Annotated in this window: 15 protein-coding genes and 6 tRNA genes; 7 read left to right on the top strand and 14 right to left on the bottom strand. The window is 61.4% G+C overall.

Annotated elements, in window-relative coordinates:
- Positions 1 to 115: 115 nt before the first annotated feature.
- Together IU367_RS03450 and IU367_RS03445 are read right to left on the bottom strand one after the other, a co-directional pair.
- Positions 116 to 343 (bottom strand): hypothetical protein, encoded by a 228-nt coding sequence (locus IU367_RS03450; RefSeq protein ID WP_098982366.1) that lies wholly within the window; start codon positions 341 to 343, stop codon positions 116 to 118.
- A 35-nt stretch (positions 344 to 378) separates the two neighbouring features.
- Entirely contained in the window at positions 379 to 804 is a 426-nt protein-coding gene (locus tag IU367_RS03445; protein ID WP_098982364.1) for a MarR family winged helix-turn-helix transcriptional regulator, read from the bottom strand.
- Positions 805 to 947: 143 nt separating this feature from the next.
- Here IU367_RS03445 and IU367_RS03440 point away from each other — a divergent pair, with 143 nt between their 5' ends.
- The 4 genes from IU367_RS03440 to chrA all read left to right on the top strand — a co-directional run bounded on the left by IU367_RS03440 (position 948) and on the right by chrA (position 4,305).
- Entirely contained in the window at positions 948 to 1,394 is a 447-nt protein-coding gene (locus IU367_RS03440) for an organic hydroperoxide resistance protein (protein ID WP_274453442.1), read from the top strand.
- 82 nt (positions 1,395 to 1,476) lie between these two features.
- The gene (locus tag IU367_RS03435) at positions 1,477 to 2,481 is read left to right on the top strand and encodes an NADP-dependent oxidoreductase (protein ID WP_274453441.1); all 1,005 of its coding nucleotides are present in this window, start codon (positions 1,477 to 1,479) and stop codon (positions 2,479 to 2,481) included.
- Between the two features lie 106 nt (positions 2,482 to 2,587).
- The gene (locus IU367_RS03430; protein ID WP_274453440.1) at positions 2,588 to 3,031 is read left to right on the top strand and encodes a nucleotide triphosphate diphosphatase NUDT15; all 444 of its coding nucleotides are present in this window, start codon (positions 2,588 to 2,590) and stop codon (positions 3,029 to 3,031) included.
- A 119-nt stretch (positions 3,032 to 3,150) separates the two neighbouring features.
- The gene (gene chrA / locus IU367_RS03425) at positions 3,151 to 4,305 is read left to right on the top strand and encodes a chromate efflux transporter (protein WP_274453439.1); all 1,155 of its coding nucleotides are present in this window, start codon (positions 3,151 to 3,153) and stop codon (positions 4,303 to 4,305) included.
- Between the two features lie 71 nt (positions 4,306 to 4,376).
- Here chrA and msrB read toward each other — a convergent pair whose 3' ends face one another.
- From msrB to malQ, 4 genes are all read right to left on the bottom strand, one after another.
- Positions 4,377 to 4,763, bottom strand: a complete 387-nt coding sequence (gene msrB / locus IU367_RS03420) for a peptide-methionine (R)-S-oxide reductase MsrB (protein WP_241280738.1) — start codon at positions 4,761 to 4,763, stop codon at positions 4,377 to 4,379.
- Positions 4,764 to 4,819: 56 nt separating this feature from the next.
- Positions 4,820 to 6,961 (bottom strand): glycogen debranching protein GlgX, encoded by a 2,142-nt coding sequence (gene glgX, locus IU367_RS03415; RefSeq protein WP_274453438.1) that lies wholly within the window; start codon positions 6,959 to 6,961, stop codon positions 4,820 to 4,822.
- On the bottom strand, positions 6,961 to 9,138 hold the full coding sequence (glgB, locus tag IU367_RS03410) for a 1,4-alpha-glucan branching protein GlgB (RefSeq protein ID WP_274453437.1): 2,178 nt from the start codon (positions 9,136 to 9,138) through the stop codon (positions 6,961 to 6,963). The genes glgX and glgB overlap by 1 nt, the downstream gene beginning before the upstream one ends.
- An 82-nt stretch (positions 9,139 to 9,220) precedes the next feature.
- Entirely contained in the window at positions 9,221 to 11,410 is a 2,190-nt protein-coding gene (gene malQ / locus IU367_RS03405) for a 4-alpha-glucanotransferase (RefSeq protein ID WP_274453436.1), read from the bottom strand.
- Between the two features lie 345 nt (positions 11,411 to 11,755).
- Here malQ and gap point away from each other — a divergent pair, with 345 nt between their 5' ends.
- Together gap and IU367_RS03395 are read left to right on the top strand one after the other, a co-directional pair.
- Positions 11,756 to 12,751 (top strand): type I glyceraldehyde-3-phosphate dehydrogenase, encoded by a 996-nt coding sequence (gene gap, locus IU367_RS03400; protein ID WP_043138590.1) that lies wholly within the window; start codon positions 11,756 to 11,758, stop codon positions 12,749 to 12,751.
- 115 nt (positions 12,752 to 12,866) lie between these two features.
- Positions 12,867 to 13,733 (top strand): D-hexose-6-phosphate mutarotase, encoded by an 867-nt coding sequence (locus tag IU367_RS03395; protein ID WP_274453435.1) that lies wholly within the window; start codon positions 12,867 to 12,869, stop codon positions 13,731 to 13,733.
- 69 nt (positions 13,734 to 13,802) lie between these two features.
- Here the strand turns inward: IU367_RS03395 and nadA are convergent, their stop codons facing one another.
- The gene (nadA, locus tag IU367_RS03390) at positions 13,803 to 14,876 is read right to left on the bottom strand and encodes a quinolinate synthase NadA (protein WP_043138584.1); all 1,074 of its coding nucleotides are present in this window, start codon (positions 14,874 to 14,876) and stop codon (positions 13,803 to 13,805) included.
- 141 nt (positions 14,877 to 15,017) lie between these two features.
- Here nadA and IU367_RS03385 point away from each other — a divergent pair, with 141 nt between their 5' ends.
- Positions 15,018 to 17,123 carry a methyl-accepting chemotaxis protein gene (locus IU367_RS03385; RefSeq protein ID WP_274453434.1) on the top strand — a complete coding sequence of 702 codons (2,106 nt, stop codon included), beginning with the start codon at positions 15,018 to 15,020 and terminating at the stop codon, positions 17,121 to 17,123.
- 48 nt (positions 17,124 to 17,171) lie between these two features.
- Here the strand turns inward: IU367_RS03385 and IU367_RS03380 are convergent.
- From IU367_RS03380 to ybgF, 7 genes are all read right to left on the bottom strand, one after another.
- Positions 17,172 to 17,247 (bottom strand) — tRNA-Val (locus tag IU367_RS03380).
- Between the two features lie 16 nt (positions 17,248 to 17,263).
- Positions 17,264 to 17,339 (bottom strand) — tRNA-Lys (locus tag IU367_RS03375).
- A gap of 22 nt (positions 17,340 to 17,361) precedes the next feature.
- A tRNA-Val gene (locus IU367_RS03370) sits at positions 17,362 to 17,437 on the bottom strand.
- A 21-nt stretch (positions 17,438 to 17,458) separates the two neighbouring features.
- Positions 17,459 to 17,534: transfer RNA gene (locus IU367_RS03365), tRNA-Lys, on the bottom strand.
- A gap of 59 nt (positions 17,535 to 17,593) precedes the next feature.
- Positions 17,594 to 17,669: transfer RNA gene (locus IU367_RS03360), tRNA-Val, on the bottom strand.
- Between the two features lie 30 nt (positions 17,670 to 17,699).
- A tRNA-Lys gene (locus IU367_RS03355) sits at positions 17,700 to 17,775 on the bottom strand.
- Positions 17,776 to 17,949: 174 nt separating this feature from the next.
- Positions 17,950 to 18,750, bottom strand: coding sequence for a tol-pal system protein YbgF (ybgF, locus tag IU367_RS03350; RefSeq protein ID WP_043142335.1), 801 nt, complete (start codon positions 18,748 to 18,750; stop codon positions 17,950 to 17,952).
- Positions 18,751 to 18,838 lie beyond the last annotated feature (88 nt).

The following is an 18,838-nucleotide window of genomic DNA, read 5'->3' as shown; positions in this document are numbered from 1 at the left end:
CAGTATGGGAAGAGAAAACTGAGTGCACCATGAACAAGGTGACAAAGTGCAGGCGAGATCGCGAAAAAAACCGGCCAACTGGCCGGTTATGTCATTTTATGGCGTCTGGATCACACTATTTGGCGGCTTCCTCTGCCATCCGCTCGGCTCTTGGCTTATTCGTCCACATGGCAACACCGCGATGATCCGCGCAGATCCCCTCTTCGACCACGGCCCTGACCCGGGTACCGTCCTTGCAGATAGCCTGCCAGGCATCGGCATCGTCGATGGCCATCGAAGGGGCATGGGAACCGGAACTGCAGGCGGTCAGCAACAGGGCAAACAGGGGCAACAGGATTTTCATGGGGTGGATCCTCAGGCTGTATGGGTCGGCTGCACTCAGCGCCCCAGTTGCGCCGAGATGCGATCGCAGAGCTGCTTGAGCTGGGCCAGTTCAGCATCGGCCAGATCCACCTGATTGCGCAAGTTGTCCGCCAGGCAGCACTCCTTGACCTCCAGTTGCAGCTGGCGCCCCGCCTCGGTCAGGCCGATGCATTTTTGCCGCTCATCCTCGCTGGAGACGGTGCGGGTCAGCCAGCCCTTGCTCTCCAGTCGCTTGACGATGGGGGTCAGGGTCCCCGCATCCAGCCCTGTCTCCTGCCCTATCTCCTTGAGACTGACCTCGTCCCGCGCCCACAGCGACAGCATCACCAGATACTGGGTGTAGGTGAGATCCAGCTTGTCCAGCAGCGGCCGGTAGGCCCGCATCACGGCATTGGAGGCGCTGTAGAGGGCAAAACAGACCTGCTTTTTCAATTCACTCATGGGGGCACCTCGCTGACAACTGGGGCCAGTATACCTCAGGAAAATTGGGGGTCGAATAATTTGCACACAAAACAGTTGTCAGCCTCAGCTTTCGGGATTAGTCTGAATTTAACTTGCACACAAAACAAATCAGAGACCCCGACATGAAGACACTCTATCGCACTCAAGCCATCGCCCAGGCTGGCCGCAACGGTGAGGTTCACACCCTGGACAACAGCCTGCAGCTGGCACTGGCCCTGCCGACCACCCTCGGCGGCAACGGCAAGGGCAACAACCCGGAGCAGCTGCTGGCCGCCGGTTATGCTGCCTGCTTCTCCAACGCGCTGATCCACGTGGCCCAAAAACTCGGCACGCCCCTCTCCAGCGCCCCCGTCACGGCCGGCGTCGAATTGCTGGCGCAGGCCGATGGCCGCTTCAACTTCGCCATCACGCTGGACGTGGCGCTCGCCGCAGCGCAGCCTGAACAGACGGCGCAGGCCGAGCAGATAGTGCGGCTGGCCCATCAGACCTGCCCCTTCTCCAACGCCATGCGGGGCAATGTCGTCACCCGGTTGCTGCTCAACGGCGCCCCGCTGGATGAGACGGCGTGAACGAGTTCAGCCTCAACCCATTGGAAATAGCCATGCTGGCGACTCGCAGGTTGCCAACCCCCCTCAAACTGGAGAAAAAACCATGAATCAGCTCAGCCATCAGATCCAGCTGCTGCGTCGCCCGGTCGGCCTGCCCAGTCTGGCCGATTTCACCCTGGCCGAGGTCGCCCTGCCCGAGTTGCAGGAAGGGGAGGTGCGGGTCACCAACCAGTGGCTGTCGGTGGATCCCTATATGCGCGGTCGCATGAGCGACGCCAAGAGCTATGTGCCCCCCTTCGCCCTGAACGGCCCGCTCGATGGTGGCGCCATCGGCATAGTGCAGGCCTCGCGCCACCCGGACTTCGCGGTGGGCGACCGGGTGAGCAGCATGCTGGGCTGGCGCGACAGCTTTGTCGCCAATGGCGCCCAGCTGACCCGCCTGCCCGACACTCGCTTGCCACCCCAACTCTTTCTCGGCGCCCTCGGCATGCCGGGCATGACCGCCTGGACCGGGCTCAACCGCATCGCCAAGCTGCAGGCCGGTGAAACCGTGCTGGTATCGGCCGCCTCCGGCGCCGTCGGCTCCATGGTGGTGCAGCTCGCCAAACGGGCGGGGGCCCGCGTCATCGGCTCCAGCGGCTCGGCCGACAAGGTCGCCTATCTCAAGACGCTCGGTGCCGACGAGGTGATCAACTATCGCGACATTCAGGATCTCGATGCCGAGCTGGCGCGGCTCGCCCCGGAAGGGATCCATGTCTACTTCGAGAACGTGGGGGGCGCCATGCTGGACGCAGCCCTCAACAACATGGCGGTGCACGGTCGCATCGTGATGTGCGGCCTCATCGAGCAGTACAACAGCAAGGGCGAGGCGAGCGGCCCGCGCAACCTATCCCAGGTGATCCGCAAGCGCCTCACCATGCAGGGGCTGATCGTGTTCGATCACTGGCAGCACTACGGCGAGTTTCTGGCCGAGGTGACCCCGGCCTTCGATGCCGGTGCACTGCATGCCGAGGAGACCGTCTATCAGGGGCTGGCCAGCATGCCGCAGGCCTTCATCGGTCTGTTCGAGGGGCGCAATACAGGCAAGATGCTGGTCAAGCTGGACTGATCCGCAGGACTGGCGCCTCACGCCGCAGACTGCTTGCATGACGGGCCCATCCGCCCTAAGGTGGGCCCGTTTTTTATGGTCTGTCTCGTCTTTGCAAGGAGCTCATATGTCTACTCCCTATCCCCGCGTCGGTGTCGGCGTCATCTTGACCAACCGTCAGGGCCAGGTGCTGCTTGGCAAGCGCAAGGGCAGCCACGCCCCCTACTGGTCCATCGCCGGCGGCCATCTGGAACTGGGTGAGAGCTTCGAGTCGGCGGCGATCCGCGAAGTGGCCGAGGAGACGGGTTTTCGGATCAGCAATCCCAGCGTCATCGCCGTCACCAACAACCTGGAGACCTGGCGCGAGAGCGGACTGCATTACATCTCCGTCACCCTGCTGGCCCAGGTGGAAGGAGAGCCGCAACTGCTGGAGCCGGAGAAGTGTGAAGGCTGGATCTGGTGTGACCCGCACAATCTGCCAGAACCTCACTTCGATGCCAGTCGCCAATCGATAGCCTGCTGGCTGGCCGGTCGTTGCTATCTGCCACAACCAGGCAAGCCGATGGAGTGATCATTGCCTGCCGGCGGACAAGCCGCGGCTACCTGCCAGCAGCCCCCTGATTTGTCATAAAAAAGTCACCGCTTTGTCATATCATCGGGGTCGATGATGACAACAAGGGAGTGATTCAGGTGGGGCAGGTATTCATTCAGTTTTTGTGGTTGGGCTGCGTCAGCTTCGGCGGACCCGCCGCCCATATCGGCTATTTCCAACGCACCTTCGTCGAACGGTTAGGCTGGCTGACCCAGGCCGAATTCGCCCAGTTGCTGGCGCTGTGCCAGTTGCTGCCGGGCCCGGCCTCCAGCCAGCTCGGCTTCGCCATCGGCCGCCAGCGGGCAGGCCTGGGCGGGGCACTGGCTGCCTTCGCCGGCTTCACCCTCCCCTCCTTCCTGCTGTTGCTGGCCGCCGCCATCGGGGTAGGGCAACTCACGGCCAACGTCTGGCTCGATGCCGCCCTGCACGGCCTCAAGCTGCTGGCCCTGGTGGTGGTCGCGGATGCGGTACTCACCATGAGCCGCCAGTTCTGCAAGACGGCGCTGGCCCAGGGGATCATGGTGGCGACCGCCGCTGCGCTCTGGTGGCAACCCGGCCTGCTGACCCAGCTCGTCATGCTGGCGGGGGCCGCCCTGCTCTGTGCTCGCATGGGGGAGCCGCAAGTACCAGGCCCACAACCCTCACCCGCTCAACCAATGCCTCTGCGCCAGCCCCACTGGCCCACCCTGCTGCTGTTTGCCCTGTTGTTTGTCGGCCTGCCGCTGCTGGCCACCGACACCGCCAGCCAGCTGGTTGCCGACTTCTACCGGGCGGGCAGTCTGGTGTTTGGCGGCGGCCACGTGGTGCTGCCTCTGCTGGCCGAAAGCGCCGGGCAGGCGCTCAGCCAGCAGCAATTGCTGACCGGCTACAGCCTGGCCCAGCTGGTGCCCGGCCCCATGTTCACCCTGGCCAGCTATCTCGGCGCTCAACTGCTACCGGCCACACCGCTGGCGGGTGCCCTGCTGGCAACCCTGGCACTGTTCCTGCCCGGCTTTCTGCTGTTGTGGGCTCTGGGGCCCTGCTGGCAGAGTTGGCTGGCTCGCCCCCGGCTGGCAGGGGCCGTGACCGGCATCAACGCCGCCGTGGTGGGTCTGCTGCTGGCCGCGCTCTATCAGCCGGTGTGGCAGAGCGCGGTACAGGTGCCGACCGATCTGGCGCTAGCCGCCGTCGGCTTCTATCTGTTGCGCGTCATCAGGCTGCCCATACTGGCGCTCGCCGCACTGCTGGTAGGGGCTGCCATGCTGCTGGCCTGACGGGCCAGGCGCCATAAAAAACGGCGCCCCTGTTGGCAGGGGCGCCGTTTTTTCATGTTCAGGCTGGTTGCTCAGGCCTCGGGATCGAAATCCAGACTCAGGCTGTTGACGCAGTAACGCTGACCCGTCTCGGTCGGCCCGTCGGGAAAGACGTGACCCAGGTGAGAGCCGCACTGGCTGCAGGTGATCTCCACCCGTTTCATGCCGTGGCTACTGTCCTCTGTGTAGGTCACTGTCCCCTCGATGGCACGATCGAACGAAGGCCAGCCACAGCCGGAGTCAAACTTGGCCTCTGAGTGAAACAGCACGCTCTTGCAGCAGACGCAGAGATAGTCGCCACTCTTGCGGTTGTGCAGCAGGGCGCCGCTGTAGGGCTGCTCGGTGCCCTTCTCCCAGCAGACGCGAAACTGTTCCGCACTCAGCTTGTTGCGCCACTGCTCAGGATTCTTGTTGCTCATACCGACTCCTTGCCATTTATCACGGCGCCCAGCATACCCAGTCAAACCGCTTTGCTCTACCCCGCCAGCGGGAACTGTGATCCGGTTGGCAACACGGCAGCAACATCCGGCATGGCGACCACCCCCTCTTCGGCCAGCGCCACCGCCGTCAGGGCGACCCGCTCCAGCAACTTGAGGGAGTGGGCCCGGCCAACCGCCACCTGACGCTTGATGTCATCGGGCAGGAACGGCAGGCCGTCGTTGGTGGCCGTGTCTATGGTCTGGATCCACTCCAGCCCCTCCCCCGGCGGTGGCAGGCGGAACTGGATGTCGTAGTCGCTGGCGTTGAACAGCACGTACCAGCGCTCCCCCTCGCACAGCTGCATGCCGATATCCATGGCAAACGCCTGCCCCATGGGCGCGTGCCAATCCTGATCGGTGAGCTGATGACCATCCGGGTGATACCAGTTGACCTGATGGCAGCTGGTGGGCGCCCCGTTCCAGCTGTCATCGCTCAGCTGCAGATTGGCGAAGACGGTCGATTCCGCCCGCAGCGCCATCATCTGCTGGGTGAAGGCGAGCAGCCGCTCGTCTTCCGGCCGCCACTGCCAGTTGACCCAGCTTATCTGGTTGTCCTGACAGTAGGCGTTGTTGTTGCCGAGCTGGCTGCGGCCCATCTCATCCCCTGCCAGGAAGTGCGGCGTGCCCTGGGAGAGCAGCAGGGTGGCGATCAGGTTGCGCTTCTGCTGCTGGCGCAGGTTGTTCACTCTGGGATCGAGCGTCGGCCCCTCCACACCGTGGTTGTTGGAGAGGTTGTTGCCGTGGCCGTCCCGGTTGTCCTCACCATTGGCCTGATTGTGGCGCTGGTTGTAGGAGACCAGGTCCTCCAGGGTGAAGCCATCGTGATAGCAGAGGTAGTTGACGCTGGTGTGGGGCGCACGCCAGTTCTTGGGGAAGAGATCCCGCGATCCCACCAGCCGGGTGGCGAAATCCCCCATCTTGCCGGCATCACCGCGCCAGAAGGCGCGTACCGTGTCGCGATAGCGGTCGTTGATCTCCAGCCACTGGCTCGGGAACTGGCCGAGCCGATAGCCGAACGGCCCTATGTCCCAGGGCTCGGCGATGAGCTTGACCCGTGCCAGCACGGGATCCGCCATCATGGCCTTGAAGAAGGCCCCCATGGGATCGAACTCGCCCGCCTCCCGCGCCAGGGTCACCGCCAGATCGAAGCGGAAACCATCCACCTGCATCTCGGTCACCCAGTAGCGCAGCGCATCCAGCACCAGCCGCAGGCTGTTGGGGTGATCCAGGTTGACGCTGTTGCCACAGCCGGTGACGTTGGCGTGACGGCCGTAGTCGGGACCGTGGGCACCCGCCTCGAAGGCGTAGTAACCCGCGTTGTCGAACCCCTTGAACGACAGCATGGGGCCGTCAAAACCGGATTCGGCTGTGTGGTTGTAGACCACGTCCAGTATCACCTCGAGCCCGGCCCTGTGCAGCTCGCGCACCATGGTCTTGAACTCGGTCACCGCCTCCCCCGCACCGTAGCGCGGCTCGGGGGCGAAGAAGGCGATGGGGTTGTAGCCCCAGTAGTTGGTGAGTCCCAGCTGCTCCAGCCTGGGCTCGGACATGAAGGCCGCCACCGGCATCAGCTGCACCGAGGTGATGCCGAGGGACTTCAGATGCTCGAGGATGAGCGGGTGACAGATGCCGAGGTAGGTGCCGCGCAGCTCGCTCGGCACCCCCTGATGCTGGCGGGTGAAGCCCTTGACGTGGGTTTCATAGATGACGGTGCGCTCTGACGGGATGTCGGGCTTGCCTATCCCCTGCCAGTCGAAGGCATCATCCACCACCACAGACTTGGCCACCATGGCAGCACTGTCCCCCTCATACAGCTTGTCGTCCCAATGGGTCGCCCGGCTGAGCGCCCTGGCATAGGGGTCGATCAGCAGCTTCTGCGGATCGAACAGCATCCCCTCCTGAGGCGTGCCATGCACCCGATAGCCATAACGCTGACCGACCTTGACGCCGCGCACATGGCCGAAGCGATACTGGCCACGGCGGCCCGGCAGCACCAGCCGGGCCAGCTCCTGCTCCTGCTCGTCGAACAGGCAGAGCTCCACCTTGTCCGATTGCGGGGCCCAGACGCAGAAGTGACAACCCGTCTCATCGAGCAGGGCACCCAGCGGGTGGTCCTGCCCCTTTTCCATTGCAAACATCAAGACTCCTGTTTGATGAACAAGGTCGCGAGCGGCGGCAGATCCAGCACTATGCTGTGCCCCATCCCCTGCCAGGGAGTCGGCTCGGCGACGAAGACCAGACCCACATCATAGTTGCTGCCCCAGTAATGCTCGCTGTCGGTATTGAGCACCACGCGATAGCGGCCGGCGGCCGGCACGCCGAGTCGATAGGCGAGGCGCGGCACCGGGGTGAAGTTGCAGGCCACCATGACAGGGTGGGCCCCCTGCTTGTCGGCCCGCAGCCAGGCAAAGACGCTGTTGTCGGCATCGTTGTGATCCAGCCAGCGGAAGCCGGTCTGATCATAATCGGCCTGATACAAGGCAGGCTCATGACGGTAGAGGTGGTTGAGATCGCGGATCAGCCGCTGCTGGCCACCGTGCTTGGGGTACTGCAGCAGATGCCAGGGCAGCTGGGCGTCGTGATTCCACTCGTTGCTCTGGGCTATCTCTGTGCCCATGAAGTTGAGCTTCTTGCCCGGATGGGCATACATGAAGCCCATGTAGGCGCGCAGGTTGGCCGATTGCTGCCACTCGTCGCCGGGCATCTTGTAGAGCATGGAGTGCTTGCCGTGCACCACCTCGTCGTGGGAGAGCGACAAAATGAAGTTCTCGTCATAGTGGTACACCATGGAGAAGGTCATGTCGTTGTGGTGATAGCGACGGTGAATCGGCTCTTTCTGCATGTAGGTGAGGGTGTCGTGCATCCAGCCCATATTCCACTTGAAGCCAAAGCCGAGGCCACCGAGGAAGGTGGGGCGAGAGACACCGGCAAAGGCGGTGGACTCTTCGGCTATGGTCATGGCATGGGGGTACTTGCCGTACACCTCTTCGTTGGTCCACTTCAGCAGGCTTATCGCCTCATAGTTGTGGTTGCCACCGTCGACGTTCGGCACCCACTCGCCGGCGTTGCGCGAGTAATCCAGATAGAGCATGGAGGCGACCGCATCCACCCGCAGGCCGTCGATATGGAACTTGTCGAGCCAGAACAGGGCGCTCGCCACCAGGAACTGGCGCACCGTATTGCGGCCGAAGTCATAGATGTAGGAGTTCCAGTCCGGGTGCCAGCCACGGCGCGGATCCTCGTACTCATAGAGCGGCGTGCCGTCGAAGCGGGCCAGGCCGTGGGCATCGGACGGGAAGTGAGCCGGCACCCAGTCCAGGATGACGCCTATGCCGGCCTGGTGGCACTGGTCGACGAAATATTTGAAGTCGTCGGCGCTGCCGTAACGACTGGTGGGAGAGAACATGCCTACCGGCTGATAACCCCAGGAGCCGCTGAACGGGTGCTCCGAGACCGGCAGCAGCTCTATGTGGGTGTACTCCATCTCCTTGATGTAAGCCACCAGATCCACCGCCAGCTCGCGCCAGCTCAGGCTGTCGCCGTTGGGGTGGCGCTTCCAGGAGCCGACGTGCAGCTCGTAGATGGAGAGCGGCTGATCCCGCTTGTCATTCTGCTGGCTCTCGCGCCAGGCGGCATCCTGCCACTGGTACTGCTCGTGGTCATAGACCACGGAGGCGAACGACGGATACTGCTCGCAATAGAAACCGACCGGGTCGCTCTTGTGGGGCAACCGATGTCCGGCCGGATCTTTCAGTTCAAACTTGTAGCGATCCCCGGCCTTGAGGCCCGGCACAAACAGCACCCAGTGACCACACTGGCTGCGCTGCATGGGGTGACGACGGCCATCCCAGAAGTTGAAATCGCCGATCAGGCTCACCGCTGTGGCGCTCGGCGCATAGACGGCAAAGCGCACCCCTTCCACCCGCACGCCAAGGTGCTCCACGCTGCGCAGTTGCGCGCCCAGGGTGTGGTAGATGTTTTCCGGCTGGGAGGTCAGTTCTGCCAGACCGGCCCAACCCGCATCCTGAAACTGGTAGGGGTCGACAAACTCGGCGTTGGCATCGGGATAGTCGGCAAGCAACTGGTAGGGAAAGGGATTCTTGCGGCGGGTGAAAACAGTTTCAAAAAGGCCCGATTCATCGGAGGGCGCCAGGGTGGCAACGATTTTGCCCGACTTGAGATCCCTGACGCGCACCTCGAGGGCATCCGGCAACCAGGCGGTCAGTTTGAGGCCAGGCCCATCCGGGTTGGCCTGCAGGCCTAAATAAGAGAAGGGATCGGCACAGCGGGCAGCAACCAAACGTTCAACGAGCATCGAGATTTCCTTTCATAGCTGAGCATCCGCTCCGGCCAGGGCCGAAGCGGATGTAAGTGAGTCACGTTTTGTCGGCAGTGGCTCAACGACTGGCCTCATCACGGGCCTGGCTCATCTTGCCTGCCAGCGCCTTGAGCGCTTCATTGGCAAAAATATCCTCCAGATCGGTGGACAGCTTGCGACGCCAGTTGGGGTATTCATAACTGGTGCCCGGCACGTTGACCGGCTTGTCCATCTCCAGCCAGTCTTCCAGCTGGGTGCTGAACAGGGCACAACTGCCGCGGGACATATGCAGTTGCAGCCCATGGTTGAGCTCGGTGTTCATGCCGACCCAGTTCACGTCATGACTGACACTGTCAGAGATAACCCCATGAGCGTGCAGGCTGTCGAGGATCCGCTGTTTTGCCTGGTGGCGATCAGCATACAGGGTCTTGAGCACGTCTTCATCCGGATACAATCCCAGCTCGCGGCCCAGCGCCAGATCGTCACAATGCCAGAAGCCCTTGAGGGTCGGCATGTCGTGGGTGGTCAGGGCCGACATCGCCTGCTCGGTGTAGTGAGCCGGAGAGATGAAGCCGCCGTCGGCCTTGGAGCGCTCGAAGAAGAACACCTTGTAGGAGTGGACGCCGTTCTCTTTCAGGGTCACGTCTATCCCTTCCGGCACAGTCCCCAGATCTTCACCGATCAGCAGGCACTGATTGCGGTGAGATTCGAGCGCCAGGATCCCCAGCAGATCGTTGACCGGATAATAGATGTAGGCCCCCTTGGCGGCAGACTCTCCGGGCGGCACCCACCACAGACGCAGCAAGGCCATCACGTGGTCGATGCGCAGCGCGCCGCAGGAGCGCATGTTGGCGCGGAACAGATCCACCATGGGCTGGTAAGCCGCTTCAAACAGCTGATTCGGGTTCATGGGGGGCAGACCCCAGTTCTGGCCGAGCGGGCCCAGAATATCGGGCGGCGCACCGACCGAGGCTTTCGGGCAGTAGAGATCCCGGTTGGCCCAGATCTCGGTGGAGCCTTCGGAGACGCCGACCGCCAGATCCCGGTAGATCCCCATCACCATGCCGGCGGCCTTGGCGCGGGCATCGGCTTGCGCCAGCTGCTCATCGGCCAGGAACTGCAGGTAGAGATAGAAGTTCACGTCATGCTGGTGCGCGGCGACCCAGGTGGCCACCTCGGGGTTGTGGTAATCACGGTACGCATCGGGCCATACCGGCCAGCCCCAGGCGTTTTCGCCCTTGCCATAGAAATGGGCCTGCAGGGCATCGAAGGCCGCCTGCTGTTGCAGACTGTCGCCACCGGCGGCCACGAAGGCATCGAAGCCGGCCTGGCGCTCGGCACTGAAACTGGCCTGGTCGAATACCTGACGCAGCATGCCGATCTTGGTCTCGATGACGCCGGTGTAATCCACGTTGCTCTTGGCACGCAGCTCGCTCAGGTGCTGCTGGAACGCCGGATTGGCGACCTCAGCCTTGAGCCGAGCGTTGGCCAGAAACTCGGGCACGACCTCCACGTTGATATAGGCCACATTGAGCCAGCGACGGGAAGAGGGGCTGTAAGGGCTGGCACTCTCGGGGTTGGCCGGATAGAGGGCATGAATGGGGTTCAGGCCAACGAAGTGGGCTCCCCAGGCGGCCGCTTTCTCGACCAGCTGGCCAAGATCGCTGAAATCCCCCATGCCCCAATTGTGGCGGCTGCGCAGGCAGTAGAGCTGCACGCTCGGGCCCCACACTTTGCGGCCTTCGGCAATCGGCGCCTGCTTGTAACAGGATTTGGGCGCGACTATGAGACGCATGCTGGCGAGCGGCTCGTCGTTGCCCTCCTCCAGCAGGGTCAGCTGGTGATAACCCAGTTCAGGCTGCGCAGCCAGCGCCACGCGATAGGCCTGGCACTCCATCTCTTCGAACTCGGCGACGCCGACCAGCTCACCCTCGATGGGGGTGAGCTGGCCGGACAACACAGTCCCCTGTTCCAGCACGAGCTGCCAGGTGAGGGCGTCGTTGACGAAATCGATGGGCAGACGGACTTCGAGGGTGATGGGCTCACCGCTGCGGACCACCATCACGGGATCCAGCGCGCGCAACCAGTGCTGGCGATGCTCCTGCTCCAGCTGCTGCGTCAGGGCGACCTCGTCATCGACGCGGTAACCCATGGCGCCCAGCATGGCGGCCTTGCTCTCTTCGGATACCTGGGCCGGGTGGCCCCAGGCATCAACATACTCGCTGGCGATGCCTTTGGCGGCAGCCAGCTGTTCAATCAGGGTGGTCATAGTTTGAGAATTCCCGCTGTGGATTCTATCTATACTATTTTGATTAATTTTTATGGGTGGTACTTGAACAGTGGCTTTTCGGCCATGCTAAACCGCGCACATTTTTACACATCTGTCTGGCTGGTTGTGTGACAGAACAGGCACTATTGTTGATCTCCATGACGCGAACCAGCCGATGACATTTTCGACAAAAGTTGGTAGTCAGTTACATAAACCGAAAATAAATTTCACAGTTTTTCATGATATAGCGCAATTTCAGACAGATTGTTGGTTGACTCACGGGGGAGTTCTAGTAAATTTACAAACGGAATTTTCTTTGACTACTGAACAGTTAGGTAACCAAATATGACTATCAAAGTAGGTATTAACGGTTTTGGCCGCATCGGCCGTTTCGTCTTCCGTCTGGCCGCAGAGCGTGCTGACATCGAAGTGGTTGGTATCAACGACCTGATCGACGTTGACTACATGGCTTACATGCTGAAGTACGACTCCACTCACGGCCGCTTCAAGGGCACCGTTGAAGTCAAAGACGGCAACCTGGTTGTCAACGGCAAAACCGTACGTGTTACCGCTGAGCGTGACCCGGCAAACCTGAAGTGGGATGCCATCGGTGTTGACGTTGTTGCCGAAGCCACCGGTCTGTTCCTGGACGACGCCACTGCTCGCAAGCACATCGCTGCCGGCGCCAAGAAAGTGGTTCTGACTGGCCCGTCCAAAGACGCTACCCCTATGTTCGTCATGGGTGTTAACGACGCTACCTATGCTGGCCAGGACATCGTTTCCAACGCTTCCTGCACCACCAACTGCCTGGCCCCGATCGCCAAGGTTCTGAACGATACCTTCGGTATCGAATCCGGCCTGATGACCACTGTCCACGCTACCACTGCTACCCAGAAGACCGTTGATGGTCCGTCTGCCAAAGACTGGCGCGGTGGCCGCGGTGCGGCTCAGAACATCATCCCGTCCTCTACCGGTGCTGCCAAGGCTGTTGGCGTTGTTATCCCGGAACTGAACGGCAAACTGACCGGCATGGCTTTCCGCGTACCGACTCCGGACGTGTCTGTTGTTGACCTGACCGTCAACCTGAAGAAAGCCGCTACCTACGCTGAAATCTGTGCAGCCATGAAAGCAGCCTCCGAAGGCTCCATGAAGGGCGTGCTGGGCTACACCGAAGATCAAGTGGTTTCCACTGACTTCCTGGGCGAGCGTCAGACTTCCGTGTTCGATGCCAAAGCCGGTATCGCACTGAACGACAAATTCGTTAAAGTTGTATCCTGGTACGACAACGAAATGGGCTACTCCAGCAAAGTTCTGGACCTGATCGCTCACATCTCCAAGTAATTTGGGATGCGCAATCAAGTAGCTTGAAAAAGGCGGCCATTGGCCGCCTTTTTGTATTCTGGATCGTGGATTTTCCGACCCTCTCTTCTGAATGTGCGCGAGCACAGGAGTCCTCATGCAACCGACACGCTCTCTGACTGCCCACTGTACCCTCAGCCACAATGCGGCTGGCCAGCCCCTGCTCTCCATCGACAATGGCGATGCCAAGGCGGAGATCAGCCTGTTTGGCGCCCACGTGCTGCGCTACCAGCGCCACGGCGAACCCGCCTCGATCTGGCTCAGCGACAAGGCCGTGCTGGATGGCAGCAAGCCCATCCGCGGCGGCATTCCCATCTGCTGGCCCTGGTTCGGCCCGGCCCCCGCCCGTGTCGGCAGCGGCAAACCGGCCCACGGCTTCGCCCGCACCAGCCTCTGGACTCTGGACGGCGTCTCCGATCACGGCGATGGCACGCTCGTCCATCTGTCTCTGCGTGACAACGAGGCGACCCGCACCCTCTGGCCTCACCCCTTCGAGCTGGAACTGGACGTGCTGGTCGGCAAGGAGCTCTCGCTGGTGCTGACCACCCGCAACACGGGCAAGGCCCCCATCGCCTATAGCGCCGCCCTGCACACCTATCTGCAGATTAGCGCCCCGGAAGCCGTCAGCGTGACCGGACTGGGTGAGCCTTATGCCGACAAGCTGACCGGCCAGGATGCGCAGCAACAGGGCGTTCTGACGCTCACAGCGGCCATTGATCGGGTCTACCACCAACCCGAGGCCATGATCCGGGTTCAGGATGGCGATCGCACCACTCAGGTGGTCAGCGGCAACCACGACAGTATCGTGGTCTGGACCCCCTGGCTGGAAGGCGCCACCGCCATGGCCGACATGAGCAACGACGGCTACCGCACCATGCTCTGCGTCGAAGCGGCCATCACGGCCGAGGCTGGTATCGTCATAGCGCCGGATGAAGAGCACAGCCTATCTACCGTGATCCTCTGATCTGCACGGCACCCATAACGAAAGAGGGCACCCAACGGGTGCCCTCTTCACATCTCATGCCCCGATAGTTCAGGCATTGCCCTGAGTCTTGAGCCTGAGCTCGGCGGCAAAGTCCAGCATGCGATCCAGCGGGATCAGCGCCTTCACCCGCAGGGCTTCATCCACCAGGATCTCGTGACGCTCGGCGCCATCGGTCAACGCCTCCTTGATCGCCACCAGGCCGTTCATCGCCATCCAGGGACAGTGGGCGCAGCTGCGGCAGGTGGCGCCATCACCACCGGTTGGTGCCTCGACCATCTCCTTGTCCGGACAAGCCTGCTGCATCTTGTAGAAGATGCCGCGATCGGTCGCCACTATCAGCTTCTGCTGAGGCAGCTCTTTGGCCGCCTTGATCAGCTGACTGGTGGAACCCACCGCATCGGCCAGTTCGATGACGGAAGCCGGGGATTCCGGGTGCACCAGCACGGCCGCATCCGGATTCTGCTCCTTGAGTTCGCGCAGGGCACGGGCCTTGAACTCGTCATGGACGATGCAGTGACCCTGCCAGCGCAGCATCTGGGCCCCCGTCTTCTTCTCGATATAGGCGCCCAGGTGCCTGTCCGGGCCCCAGATGATCTTGTGACCCTGGCTGTCGAGGTGCTCGACTATCTCAAGCGCGATGCTGGAGGTCACCACCCAGTCGGCCCGCGCCTTCACCGCCGCCGAGGTATTGGCGTAGACCACCACTATGTGGTCGGGGTGGGCATCGCAGAAGGCCGAGAATTTATCGATGGGGCAGCCCAGATCGAGGGAACACTCGGCCTCCAGGGTTGGCATCAGCACCCGTTTGTGGGGGCTCAGGATCTTGGAGGTCTCCCCCATGAAGCGCACCCCCGCCACTATCAGGGTCTGGGCGGCATGATCCCGACCGAAACGGGCCATCTCGAGGGAGTCACCGACGAAACCACCTGTGGCCTCGGCCAGCGCCTGGATCTCGGGATCCGTGTAGTAGTGCGCAACCAGCACGGCCTGACGCGCTTCAAGCAGTGCCTTGATGTCTGCGATCAGGGTCGTTTTCTGCTCGGCGGTCAGCGGGGCCGGTTTGACCGGGAACGGGTAGTCCATCTCGACCACCGGAGGGATATTGCTCAGTGCATTGCTCATTGCGACTGTTCCATCAAGGCTCGGAAAGGCAAAAATTATAACCAGAAGCTGGCCACAAACCCATCAACAAATCGGGTGGTACGCAAGTGTCCGAATATACTCAAGTAATTCGTTGTCATTCTTGCCAAAAGGAGTTGTCGAATGAAACAACGCTCGCTCAAAACCAAGCTGCTGCTGCTCACCATGGGACTCTTCCTGCTCAGCGGCATCGCCATGACGCTGATACAATCCTCCTCCCTGCAATCCCTGCGCAGCAACATAATGAGCCAGACCCGCCAGGCGCTGGAACAGGAGGTCTCCCGCACCCTGCAGTTCCAGGCCGAGCGCTACGCGGTGCAGATAGCCGCCTTGCTGCAGCAGTCCTATCAGGTGCCGCTGGGGATAGCCGCCCAGCTTGAGGGCAGCATGGCCCAGCCGGATCGTATCCTCTCCCGCCCCCAGGTCGAGACCCTGCTGGGCAGTCGTTTGCAGCAGGCGAGCGGCATCAGCTCCATCTATGCCCAGTTTGAGCCCAATGGCTACGATGGCCAGGATGCAGCCTGGCCGTCCGGCGCATCCCACTCAGTCCCCAGCAAGGGCAGCCTGGAGATCTACTTCGTTCGCGATCAGGGCGGGAAAGTGTCGCAACAGCAGGTGGATGCCGCGGCCAGTGACGCCAAATACGATACCTCGGTCAATGAATTCGGCATTCGCAACAGCGAGTGGTACCTGTGTGGTCGCGATACCCGCCGCCCCTGCCTGATGGAACCCTACCTCTACGAAATCAGCCCGGGCAACAAGGTGTTGATGACCAGCCTGACGGTTCCCATCCTCAAGGAGGATAAGTTCGTCGGGATCACGGGTGTCGATATGAATCTGCCCATCTTCCAGCAGCTGGCAGAAAGCTTGGGTAAAAGCCTGTATGACAACCAGGCCGACGTGACCCTGGTCAGCAAGCTGGGGCTCATCGTCGGCAGCAACCGTTACGCCGACAAGCTGGGTCGCCCGTTGACGGAGGCAGGGCTGACCGCGCCAACCGGACAAGCGCAGGATACCGACACCGATTTCATCTTGCAGCAACCGGTGCGGATCGAGGCGGCCGATACCCAGTGGTGGCTGATGATCAAGGTGCCCAAGGCGCTGGCACTGAGCCAGGCCAACACCATCAGCAACCAGCTGGGCGACCTGCTGCAAGCCGCCCAGCAGCAACAACTGATTGCCGTCACCATCATCACCCTGCTGGCGCTAGGGCTGCTCATCTGGTTTATCCAGACCATCACGGCCCCGCTCTCGCTCATCAGCCGCCACGTCGCCCACCTTTCCAGCAACGAGGGGGATCTGACCCAGCAGATGCAGGTAGACACTCATCAGGAGCTGATCGAACTGGCCGGCCAGCTCAACGCCTTTCTTGGCAAGCTGCGCGGCATGGTGCAAGGCAGCAAGCAGATTGGACAGCAAGTGCGCCAGCAGGCACAGGGGATGAAGCAGACGGCCGATACCATGCGCACCAGCCTGGATGAACAGAGCATAGAGCTGGAGAGCGTGGTCAGTGCCATGCATCAGATGAGCACCACTGCGGTCAGTGTGGCGGGTTATGCGGAGCAGGCCGCCCAGGAGTCGGAGGCCGCCACCCATCACATCAACACGGCCCAGCAGACCCTGAGCCGCGCTCGCACTGAGATCCATACCCTGGTCGAGGACATGCACCAGGCCGACAAGGCGGTGGCCCAAGTGGCCCAGCGCAGCACCAATATCAGCCGCATCCTGGATGTGATCAGGGCCATCGCCGAGCAGACCAACCTGCTGGCACTCAATGCCGCCATAGAGGCGGCGCGGGCGGGAGACATGGGACGAGGCTTTGCGGTGGTAGCAGACGAAGTAAGGGCGCTCGCCACCAAGACCCGCGAGTCCACCGACGAGATAGGCCAGCTCATCGGCAGCCTGCAAACCGAGGTGAGCAGCAGCCAGCAGCTGATGAGCACAGGCATCACCCGCTCGGCCAGTACGGTCGAGGGTACGGAGCAGGCCTTCGAGGCGCTCAACCGGGTGGTCGCCCAGATCCAGCAGATCCACGATCATATCAGCCAGGTCGCCACGGCGGCCGAGCAGCAGAGTGCCGTCAGCGATACCATCAACCAGAACCTGATGCGCATCGGTGATGCCGCCACCACCCTGGGACAGGAGGCCAGTGCCAGCCATCGCCTGAGCGAGGAGCTGGAGCAGGCCTCGGGCGCCCTGGCAACCCAGCTGGATCGGTTGAGAACCTGATGAGAAACAGCCATAAAAAAAGCCCGCATCGTTGCGGGCTTTTCGATCTGGTGGTCGTTACTGGGATCGAACCAGTGACCCCCTCCTTGTAAGGGAGGTGCTCTCCCAGCTGAGCTAAACGACCTGGGATTCTGAAATGATGGTGGGTCGTGCTGGATTCGAACCAGCGACCAATTGATTAAAAGTCAACTGCTCTACCGACTGAGCTAACGACCCATCTAAATCATTTTTTACAAACTGGTGGTCGTTACTGGGATCGAACCAGTGACCCCCTCCTTGTAAGGGAGGTGCTCTCCCAGCTGAGCTAAACGACCTGGGAAATCTTGTGGCCAGATTGGTGGGTCGTGCTGGGTTCGAACCAGCGACCAATTGATTAAGAGTCAACTGCTCTACCAACTGAGCTAACGACCCCCACCTTCTGCCTGGCACTGTTCGCCTTCGGCAAACAGTTTCAACTCTACTCACAAAACTGGTGGTCGTTACTGGGATCGAACCAGTGACCCCCTCCTTGTAAGGGAGGTGCTCTCCCAGCTGAGCTAAACGACCTGGGAATTCTGTCTCCACCTGGTGGAGAAATGGTGGGTCGTGCTGGATTCGAACCAGCGACCAATTGATTAAAAGTCAACTGCTCTACCGACTGAGCTAACGACCCTCACCACGACCAGGACCGGATGCAATACTGCACCGGCTCTGACGGCGGCCTATATTACGGATTTATCATCCTGGCGCAATAGAAAATTCTTAAATTCAATCTGATTGTTCACTGCGCATACAAAGCAGGGCCGTATTTACAAGACTGTTACGAAAACAGTGACATACGGCAATGCTACAACTTGCTCAGACTCTGCTTGGCCAACTGGGCCGGCGAGGTGTTGGGATAGCCCTTGATCACCTGCTCATAGAAGGTCTTGGCTTCCGCTTTCTTGCCATCGAGCTGTGCCAGCATGCCCAGCTTCAGCAGGGCATCGGCCCGCTTGGGAGACTTGCTGAACTTGTTCGCCACGGTAGAGAACTGGGCCGCGGCACCGGTTCTGTCACCCTTGTTGAACAGCAGCTGGCCGAGCCAGTAGTGGGCATTCGGCACATAGCCCGAGCTTGGGTACTGCTTGATGAACCCTTCGAAGGCGGGAATGGCCTTGTCGTAGTTCTTGTCCTTGAGCACCATGTTCACGGCAGCGTCGTAGGCCTGATTCTCATCCAGATTGGCGGAGTAGTTGGCCGCAGCAGCCGGGGCTGCACTCGCACCGGCCGCCGGTGTGGCGGGGGCTGCGGCAGGCTGGCTGTTGGCCACCTTGTCGAGCTCCTGGTAGAGCTGGCGCTGACGCTCTTGCGACTGCTCCATCTGGTAGGTTTGCTGTTCCAGCTGGCCGCGCAGTTCGGAGACCTCCCCTTGCAGGGAATCCACCTGTTGCTGCAACTCGGCCTGCAGGCGCAGACGGGCATTCAGGGTACGCTCCAGCAAGGCGACCCTGTCTTCCAGGCTGCCTGTGGGCATGATGGCGCCATTGTTGCCGCTGAGGGCCACGCCACCACCGCCACTGAGATCGCTCACGGGCGCAGCCGCCTGAGCGCTCAGTGCAACTAACACTGACATCACAAGAGTTGCTTGCTTGTACACAGATTTCATTCGGATCAAACCTTAGCGTTTAGTGCAAATAAAACGGCCATCGCAATAGTCGCTTGCTTATACACAAATTTCATTCGGATCAAATCGG

This window comes from Aeromonas bestiarum, assembly GCF_028751155.1.
Taxonomy (GTDB): Bacteria; Pseudomonadota; Gammaproteobacteria; order Enterobacterales; family Aeromonadaceae; genus Aeromonas; species Aeromonas bestiarum.
The sequence above is the reverse complement of the archived record's forward strand: the minus strand, read 5'-3'. Positions and strand labels throughout refer to the sequence as shown.